The 7358-nt window shown below is 74.9% G+C and carries 5 protein-coding genes and 1 pseudogene; 3 read left to right on the top strand and 3 right to left on the bottom strand.

From position 1 onward, the window contains the following. Positions 1 to 22: 22 nt before the first annotated feature. On the bottom strand, positions 23 to 463 hold the full coding sequence (gene mraZ, locus G9H71_RS24840; protein ID WP_331272641.1) for a division/cell wall cluster transcriptional repressor MraZ: 441 nt from the start codon (positions 461 to 463) through the stop codon (positions 23 to 25). A gap of 518 nt (positions 464 to 981) precedes the next feature. On the opposite strand from mraZ, the gene G9H71_RS00740 reads away from it, so the two are divergent. From G9H71_RS00740 to G9H71_RS00750, 3 genes are read left to right on the top strand one after another with little or no spacing between them, the layout of a single operon-like run. Then, entirely contained in the window at positions 982 to 1929 is a 948-nt protein-coding gene (locus G9H71_RS00740) for an AAA family ATPase (RefSeq protein WP_166278798.1), read from the top strand. Positions 1930 to 1933: 4 nt separating this feature from the next. Beyond that, the gene (locus G9H71_RS00745; protein ID WP_331272643.1) at positions 1934 to 3304 is read left to right on the top strand and encodes a DUF58 domain-containing protein; all 1371 of its coding nucleotides are present in this window, start codon (positions 1934 to 1936) and stop codon (positions 3302 to 3304) included. Continuing rightward, positions 3301 to 5745, top strand: coding sequence for a transglutaminase family protein (locus G9H71_RS00750; protein ID WP_166276447.1), 2445 nt, complete (start codon positions 3301 to 3303; stop codon positions 5743 to 5745). The genes G9H71_RS00745 and G9H71_RS00750 overlap by 4 nt, the downstream gene beginning before the upstream one ends. 614 nt (positions 5746 to 6359) lie before the next feature. On the opposite strand, the gene G9H71_RS00755 is transcribed toward G9H71_RS00750, so the two are convergent. Both G9H71_RS00755 and G9H71_RS00760 read right to left on the bottom strand, forming a co-directional pair. Next, positions 6360 to 6752: a DUF3040 domain-containing protein gene (locus G9H71_RS00755; protein WP_166278804.1), complete on the bottom strand. Its 393-nt coding sequence runs from the start codon at positions 6750 to 6752 to the stop codon at positions 6360 to 6362. A gap of 411 nt (positions 6753 to 7163) precedes the next feature. After that, positions 7164 to 7358, bottom strand: a pseudogene (locus G9H71_RS00760) (methyl-accepting chemotaxis protein); the annotation flags it as partial.

Consider the following 7358-nt stretch of genomic DNA (forward strand, 5'->3'; position numbering starts at 1 on the left):
CAGCGCGCGGGCGCCGCCTGCCTCACAGCAGGCCGGGCAGCACCTCCTCGGCGAGCCGCTCGAACGACTCGGCCTCCTGCTCCTGGAACTCGCGCCAGCGGGTGGCGTCCCAGATCTCGACCCGCTTGTTCATGCCGACCACGACCACGTCGCGGTCCAGGCCCGCGTGCTGGCGCAGCACCGGCGGGACGGTCACGCGCCCCTGCTTGTCGGGGACGTCGTCGACCGCGTCGGAGAGGAAGAGCCGCTGCAGGACGCGGGACTCGCGCTCGGTGAAGGGCCGCGCCGCCATCGCGTCGGCCACCCGGCGGAACTGCTCGACCGGCCAGACCGTCACGCAGCCCTCCTGGCCCTTGGTCATCACGAGGCCCTCCGCGAGGCCCTCGCGGAACTTGGCCGGGAGGAAGAGCCGGCCCTTCTCGTCCAGGCGAGGGGTGTGCGTGCCGAGGAAGAGCGGCTCCACGCCTCCCCCTCCCCGCGGAGAGCTCCCGGAGCGGGGGTTCCGCTCCCCCGAGGCTCCCTCATCGCTCCCTGTTCCTCCATGATGCCCCACCCTACTCCACACGGCTCCCCCAGATCCACCCCGCCGCTCCCGCTCGCCGACGCGTGTCGCGGGGCCGGAGCGGGGCCGGGGTCCGGCTATGGCATGGGTTCGCGCACCCCGGCGGAAGCCGCCGGGGGGCCATCGGGAGGGCTGGTCGCAGTGCGGAAGCACTCCCTGCGCGCCCGGGCAGACGTACGCTGGGATCGCTGCCGTCGGGGGCGGGAGAAGGCTGTGCCTCTCGTTCGTTGGCGAGGCCGTACGGGACGGCACCGACGTCCCGCCGATGTGTGGCGCCCGGATGGACGGAGACGACGTCCTCCGGGAGTTGTGGGCGGGTCCTGCCCTCCCCGTGCGACGAGGCTCCATAAGCCGAGGAGGGCTTGTTCGTGACCGCTGTTGCTCCGCTGGGCCGCGGGCCCGCCGGCCCCGACGCCCCGATGACGCTGTCGGACGTGGCGACGGTGGTCGGCCGCATCCGGGGCGCCGTGCAGGGCGTCATCGAGGGCAAGGGCGACGTCGTCAAGGTCGCGATCGCGACCCTGCTCGCGCAGGGCCACCTGCTGATCGAGGACGTCCCCGGAGTCGGCAAGACGATGCTGGCCAAGGCCCTCGCGCGCTCGCTCGACTGCAGCGTCTCGCGCATCCAGTTCACGCCCGACCTGCTGCCGAGCGACATCACCGGGGTCTCGGTCTACGACCAGGAGCGCCGGGAGTTCGAGTTCAAGCCCGGCGCGATCTTCGCCAACATCGTGGTCGGCGACGAGATCAACCGGGCCTCCCCGAAGACCCAGTCCGCGCTGCTCGAGTGCATGGAGGAGCAGCAGGTCACGGTGGACGGCCGGAGCTGGCAGCTCGAGACGCCGTTCATGGTCATCGCGACGCAGAACCCGATCGAGATGGACGGCACCTACCCGCTGCCCGAGGCCCAGCGCGACCGCTTCATGGCCCAGGTGTCCATGGGCTACCCGGCGGCCGAGGCCGAGCTGGCGATGCTGGACAGCCACAGCGCGGCGTCCCCGTTGGACGACCTCGCCGCCGTGGCCGACGCCTCCGAGGTCGCCGCGCTGACCGAGGCCGTCCGCTCCGTGCACGTCTCCCCCGAGGTCAAGCGCTACGTCGTCGACCTCGTCACGGCCACCCGCACCTCTCCCGAGCTGCGGCTCGGGGCCTCTCCGCGCGCCTCGCTCCAGCTCGTGCGCATGGCCCGGGCGTGGGCCGCGCTCGACTTCCGCGACTTCGTGCTGCCGGACGACATCCAGGCGCTCGCGGTCCCGGTCCTCGCCCACCGGCTGCTGCCGACGGCGGAGGCGCAGATGGCCCGCCGGAGCTCGGACCGGATCGTCGCCGAGCTGGTGGCCCGGGTGCCGCTGCCGGCGGGGCGGTAGGCCGGTGCCGGGGCGTCGCGTCCTCGGCCAGCTGCGGGGCGGCCTGTCCGGCCTGACCACGCGCGGGCGCAGCTTCCTCGCGGCGGGCATCGCGGCGAGCGTGCTGGCCTACCTGCTCGACCAGCACGACGTCCTGCGCGTCGGCGTGCTGCTCGCCGCCGTGCCGCTGGTCTCGGCGTTCGTCGTGACCCGCAGCCAGTACCGCATCGCCTGCACCCGGCGGCTCGACCCGCCCCGGGTCGGCGCCGGCGACCAGGCCGTCGTCCACCTGCGGCTCGACAACGTCTCCCGGCTGCCCACGGGCCTGCTGCTCGCCGAGGACCGCGTGCCGTACGTCCTCGGCTCGCGCCCGCGCTTCGTCCTGGACCGCGTCGAGCCTCAGGGCTCGCGGGCGGTGAGCTACCCGGTCCGCTCCGACGTGCGCGGCCGGTTCATCCTGGGGCCGCTCGGAGTGCGCCTGACCGACCCGTTCGGCATGTGCGAGCTGCACCGCTCGTTCACCGCGACGGACACGCTCGTGGTCACCCCGGCGATCACGCCCTTGCCCGGGGGTGTCCTCGGAGGCGCGCTGGCCGGGACCGGGACGAGCCGCGCGCGGTCCGTCGCCGCCGCCGGCGAGGACGACGTCTCCACCCGGGAGTACCGCCACGGCGACGCGCTCCACCGGGTCCACTGGCGGTCGACGGCTCGCCGCGGCGAGCTGATGGTCCGCCGCGAGGAGCAGCCGTGGCAGAGCCGTGCGACCGTGCTGCTCGACACGCGGGTCAACGCCCATCGCGGGGAAGGCCCCGCCTCCTCCTTCGAGCAGGCCGTCGGGATCGCCGCGAGCATCGGGGCGCACCTCGCCGACCGGCGCTACCTCGTCCGGCTGGTGCTCGCCGACGGCACGATGCCGGCCGGCCCGGGCAGCGAGGCCTGGCACCCCGCCGACACCCGGGTGGCCCTGCTCGACGCCCTGGCCGTCGTCGGCCCGTCGGGCGCCAGCGCGCTTCGGGCAGCCGCGCCCGCGCTGCGACGGGGCGGCGACAGCCTGCTCGTCGCCGTGCTCGGGGCGCTCGAGGCCGAGGAGGCCCAGGCCTTCGCCGGCCACGCCGGCCCCGGCCGCACCGCCGTCGCCCTGCTGCTCGACGCCTCGACGTGGTCCTCGAACCCGAGCACCCGCGAGACCGAGGCCGCCCGGACCCGCGCCACCGCCACGATGCTGCGCGGGGCCGGCTGGCGGGTGGCCGTCCTCGGCGCCGGCGACCCCGTCGACGCCGCCTGGGCCGGCCTCGCCGGCAACGCGCCCGGTCGAAGGCCCTCGACCGGCGTCCCGACCGCCGGGACGTCGGACTCTGCGACACCCGAGCCTGCGACATCGAAGGGAACGGCATGACGAACCGGCTCCGGCTGGTGATCGCAGAGGCGCTCGCGGTCCTGCTGGCGGCCACCGCGCTCTGGCCGATCTACGAGGACCGGCAGTGGCTGCCCTCGGTCGTCCTCGCGGTGGTCGTCCCGATCGCCGCCTGCGAGCTGCTGCGCCGGATCGGGCTGCCGCGCCTGCTCGTGCCGCTCGGCGGCGTCGCCGCGCTGCTGCTGCTGCTCGTCGCCACCCGGGCGCGCGAGGTCGCGCCCTTCGGCCTCGTCCCGAGCCCGGCGGCGATGGACCGGCTGCGCACCCTGACCGACGAGGGGTTCACCGCCGTCCAGGCGTTCGCGACCCCCGTCCCCACGCTCGGCCCGCTCGTGCTGCTGGCCGCCGGCGGCCTGGGCCTGCTCGCCGTGCTCGTGGACACGCTCGTCGTGACGCTGCGCAAGCCGGCCCTCGCCGGGCTGCCGCTGCTCGCGCTCTACGGCGTACCCGCCGCCATCGTGCCGGAGGGCGTGCCGTGGCTCGCGTTCGCGCTCGGGGCCGCCGGCTACCTCGCCATCCTGCTGGCCGAGTCGCGCGAGCGGGTCGGCCGCTGGGGGCGCACGCTCGGCGCCGGCCGCCGCCGCAACGGGGTCGTCGACTCCAGCCCCTTGTCGGCGATCGGGCGGCGGGTCGGCGCCGGCGCGGTCGGGATCGCCGTCCTCGTCCCCGCGGTCGTGCCCGGCCTCGACCTCGGCCTGCTCGGCGACGGTCCGGGTGCCGACGGGTCCGGCGACGGCTCGGGGAGCGGCAACGGGAGCGGGGACCCGCTGCTCGGCCTGCGCAACGACCTCAACCGCAGGACCACCTTCGACGTGCTCAGCTACACGGTCCGGCCCACCCCCGGCACCGGAGCCGACGACCCGCTCAACGCGCCCTACCTGCGCACGCTGGTCTACGAGCAGTTCGACGGGGACCGGTGGGAGCCGGCGCCGACGGCGGAGGGCACCCCGGTCGTCGAGGGCTCGGACCTGTCCGTGCCTCCCGTGCTCGCCGGCCGCCCGCGCGAGCTCGACGTCGACGTCGAACGGCTCAACTCGCGCTATCTCCCGCTCCCCTACCAGGTCGGCCGCGTGAGCGGGCTGGACGGGCAGTGGACGCTCTTCCCCCGGGTCCGCGAGGTCGTGGCGCAGGAGCGCGGCGCGGTGGACGACCAGGACTACTCGGTGGTCTGGAACGAGCCGAACGCCCCCGCCGCCGAGCTGCTGGCCGCCACCGTCCCCAGCCCCGAGCAGATGGGCGAAGCCGGGGGGCGGCTGTTCCAGCAGCGGGGTGGTGAGGGGGTCACCGAGGCGATCACGGAGGCCCTCGACGACGCCGGCATCGGCCGCGGCGCGGCGCCGTACGAGAAGGCGTGGGCGCTGCAGCAGTGGCTTCGCGAGGGTGGCGGGTTCACCTACGCGGAGGACGCCCCTCAGCCGCCCAACGGCACCGAGCTGATCACGCAGTTCCTGCGGGACAAGCGCGGCTTCTGCACCCACTTCGCGACCGCCATGGTGGTCATGGCCCGACAGCTCGAGATCCCCGCACGGCTGGCGGTCGGCTACCTGCCCGGCCAGGAGCGCGAGCAGGACGGCGACGGCTACCGCTACACCGTCACCAACGAGCAGGCGCACGCCTGGCCCGAGCTCTACTTCCAGGGCTTCGGCTGGCTGCGCTTCGAGCCGACGCCCGAGAGCCAGGACGGCAGCTCGCGGCCCAGCTACGCCTCGGCGGCCTCGATCGACGCGCTGCGCGGCGAGCCGACCCCCACGCCCACGGCGTCGGCGAGCTCGTCGGCCGCCCCGTCGGCCAGCCCGACCGAGCGCTCGGGCGGCCGCGACGAGAACTCGGACACGAACGCCGACGAGTCCGGCGCCGGCGCCGGAGGCAACGGCCCGGACATCCCCTGGACCGCGGTGGCCGTGACGCTCCTCGTCGTAGTGGTGGTCTCGGTGCCCGCCCTGCTGCGGCGGTCCCTGCGACGCCGGCGGCTCCGGCCGGGCCAGCCGTCGCGCGCATCGGTGCTCGGTGCCTGGGACGAGCTGCGGGACACCGCACTGGACCTCGGGATGCGCGGCGCCGGGCCGCAGACGCCGCGGCAGTTCGCCGAACGGCTAGGCGCAACCTTCTCCCTCGACGCGGCCGGCGGCGCGGCGCTGGGCCGGATCGCGTCGGCGTACGAGCGGGCGCGCTACGCCCGCGACACCGGCGCTTCCGAGGCGGCGGGCCCGTCCGAGGGCGGGGTGGTGGCCGACGAGGCGACCGTGCGCGCGCAGTTGCGGGCAGCCTCCTCCCGCAGCGCGCGGCTGCGTGCGCTGCTGCTCCCCCGGTCGACGACCCTGAGCTTGCTCGACGGGAGCCGCACCCGGCGGGCGGCGGCCGCCCGACGGGTCGACGCGGGGGTCCAGGGGATCCGCGTACGCCTCACGCCGCGCCGCGGGTGAGGCGGCGCGCTCCTCGGCGCGCGCGAGCCGGCGGCGTCGGCAGCGGACGGGAGACGCCCTGCCACGGCGCGGCCTGTCGCCGTGCGGGTGGTCGCTGAGGCGTTTTGCGCGGCGGGGCGAGCCACCGCGCATTGCGCGGCACCGTCGCCGTGGCCCGGGCGGTGCGGCTCGGTCGGCGCGGCTCGGCTCGGTCGATGCGGTCGTCGCGGGCGCAGTCGATGCGGTCGGCGCGGCCGGTCCTTGCGGCGGGGTGATGCGGCGCGAGTCGTGCTGCGGCAGACGTACTGCGACGAACCACCACCGGCGGAGAGCTACTCGAGAGCTGGACCTGGACCGTCGACGGGATCGTTCCAGTGGTCCCTCGTCTAACTCATGGGCCTGTGCCCTGCCCGACTGTGCGGGAAAGCGGAATCCGCAGCGACCGGGCGCCAGGGGTCCGCTGGGCAGGCGTTCTCAGCAGCCGAGGCTGCTCAGCAGCCCAGGCTGCTCAGCAGCCCACGAGCGGACAGCCGTCGAGGAGAGCGTGCAGACGCCCGAGCGAGCGAAGAGCCAGCCCGCAGCAGTGCAGCGGGCTGGCCCCTAGGGACCTGAACAAGGCACGGGCGGACCCGCGGTCAGCGCCCGTCCTCGCGGCGCCGGTTCCACCGCTCCTCGACGCGGTCCATGAAGCGGCGGCTGCCCTGTTGCCGGCGCGTAGGCCGAGGGCCGGAGCCGGCGGCGGGCACAGCGCCGGGCGACGGGATCTGTCGCCAGCTGTGCACGGCGAACAGTGCCGAAGCGATCATGACCACGGCGCCGAAGACGCCGAGCGGGATCAGCGGGGTGATGACGCCCGCGAGCAGGAGCCCGATACCCACGAGGAAGCCCGCCGCGGCCTTCACCACCCGGCGACGGTGCAGCACTCGCAGGTCACTGCCACGCAGGGAAGAAGCGAACTTCGGATCCTCGGCGTAGAGCGCCCGCTCCATCTGCTCGAGCAGCCTCTGCTCGTGCTCGGAGAGCGGCACGGTGTCCTCCTCCACGGACGTTCCTCCGCCAGAGGCGGTGAGTACCAAGGATAGGTGGGCTAACGGCCTTGGGAAACCGCATCTCCCACATCAACCCGTTCCCGGGCTACCCGCACTGGCAGATCACCGAACGTGACTGGCACATCATCCTATCCGGACATCACACCCGGACGGGGCGATGTACCAAGGAAGACGAGCGGCGAGGGCCCGTTCGTTCCTCGACGCCAGGGTCGGCTGGGTCACCCGGTGCGCAGGTTTCAGCAGCGGCGACGGCTCGACGGCCGGTAGAGAACCCGCGGCTGGCCTCTTCGGATGGAACTGCGAAGGGAGGCCGGGCGGACCCTCGATCACGCCCGGCCGGTACGCCCGCGCCCCGGACGTGACAGCACCGACGTAGCGCCACCGCGCGCGTCAGACGGTGAACCGCGCCACCCGGCTCTGCAGCTCGGCGGACATCCGCGTGAGGTCGTCCGCAGCCCGCTGGGCCTGGGCGACGCCTTCGGCGGTGTCGCGCGCGCTGGCCGAGACCGCGCCTACGCTCGCGGCGATCTCGTCCGTACCGCTCGCCGCCTCGGAGACGTTGCGGGCCATCTCGGAGGTGGTCGC

Source organism: Motilibacter deserti (genome assembly GCF_011250635.1).
GTDB classification, from domain to species: Bacteria; Actinomycetota; Actinomycetes; order Motilibacterales; family Motilibacteraceae; genus Motilibacter_A; species Motilibacter_A deserti.

Coding starts and splice junctions, on each gene's coding strand:
- G9H71_RS00750 (WP_166276447.1), top strand. CDS start 3,301: ATGACGAACCGGCTCCGGCTGGTGATCGCAGAGGCGCTCGCGGTCCTG.
- G9H71_RS00740 (WP_166278798.1), top strand. CDS start 982: ATGACGCTGTCGGACGTGGCGACGGTGGTCGGCCGCATCCGGGGCGCC.